The organism is Prevotella sp. HMSC073D09, assembly GCF_001814145.1.
In the GTDB taxonomy this organism is placed as follows: domain Bacteria; phylum Bacteroidota; class Bacteroidia; order Bacteroidales; family Bacteroidaceae; genus Prevotella; species Prevotella conceptionensis.
The window spans coordinates 1-765 of the sequence record NZ_KV815030.1 but is presented as its reverse complement, the minus strand read 5'-3'; the positions used below and the strand labels follow the sequence as shown (position 1 = coordinate 765).

At 39.3% G+C, this 765-nt stretch carries 1 protein-coding gene and 1 pseudogene; both read right to left on the bottom strand.

All coding sequences use genetic code 11. From position 1 onward, the window contains the following. Positions 1–298: pseudogene (locus HMPREF2955_RS01280) on the bottom strand (hypothetical protein); the annotation flags it as partial. 6 nt (positions 299–304) lie between these two features. Next, positions 305–765, bottom strand: a 461-nt coding sequence (locus HMPREF2955_RS01275) for a PDDEXK nuclease domain-containing protein (protein ID WP_246830031.1), incomplete at its 5' end; no start/stop codon positions are given.

The window sequence follows — 765 nt, the reverse complement described above, 5'->3', positions numbered from 1 at the left end:
AGGCAAAGGCAAATGAGAAAAGACTGCGTTTTAAGGGGTGGGAAACTTTAGATCCTTTATTTTTCTCAGTTTCATTCCCATAGTAAATTTTATTCCAAGCAGCCTCTTCGCTCTTTACTACTATAGTTTTTGGGATAGTAAGTGCTCTTTGTGCTGAAATTCTCAGCACATTTATGTCCTCGCCTTGATTCTCTTCAATCCAAACTCCTAAATGGCTCTTTCCGCTTCCATTTGCTCCAATAATGATAAAGTTGGACACAGATTCTTCTGGTCCCTTTGGTAATAACAATGTATTCATATGTTCTCAATTATTTAAATCTGTTATCGTTTTGCTTAGTTCCTCTTCAACTTCCTCTATCGTAGGCAGAGCTGATTTCAAATTCTCGGGAATAGCCTTTGTTAGTTGATAATCGCTGACACCGATGGGCTGGTCGTAGCCAGAGAGGGCATATTGCGCCACCACCTTATCACCACCATTGCAGAGCAGCAATCCAATGGTCTTGTTGTCGTGTTCGCCACGGAGTCGATCGTCAACAACATTGATGTAGAAGTTAAGTTGGCCCATATATCCGGGCTTAAATGGTGTGGCTTTAAGTTCGATAACTACGTATGCGTGTAGTTGGATATGTTCCTCTTTGTTATCAAGCAAGTAGTTCAGAATATCATAGTTAAGGATACTATTATTCTTAAAATCTTCAACTCTAAACTTGCGTATTACACTTTTGACATTATTTACTAAAGTTTCCCACCCTTTAAAACGCAGTC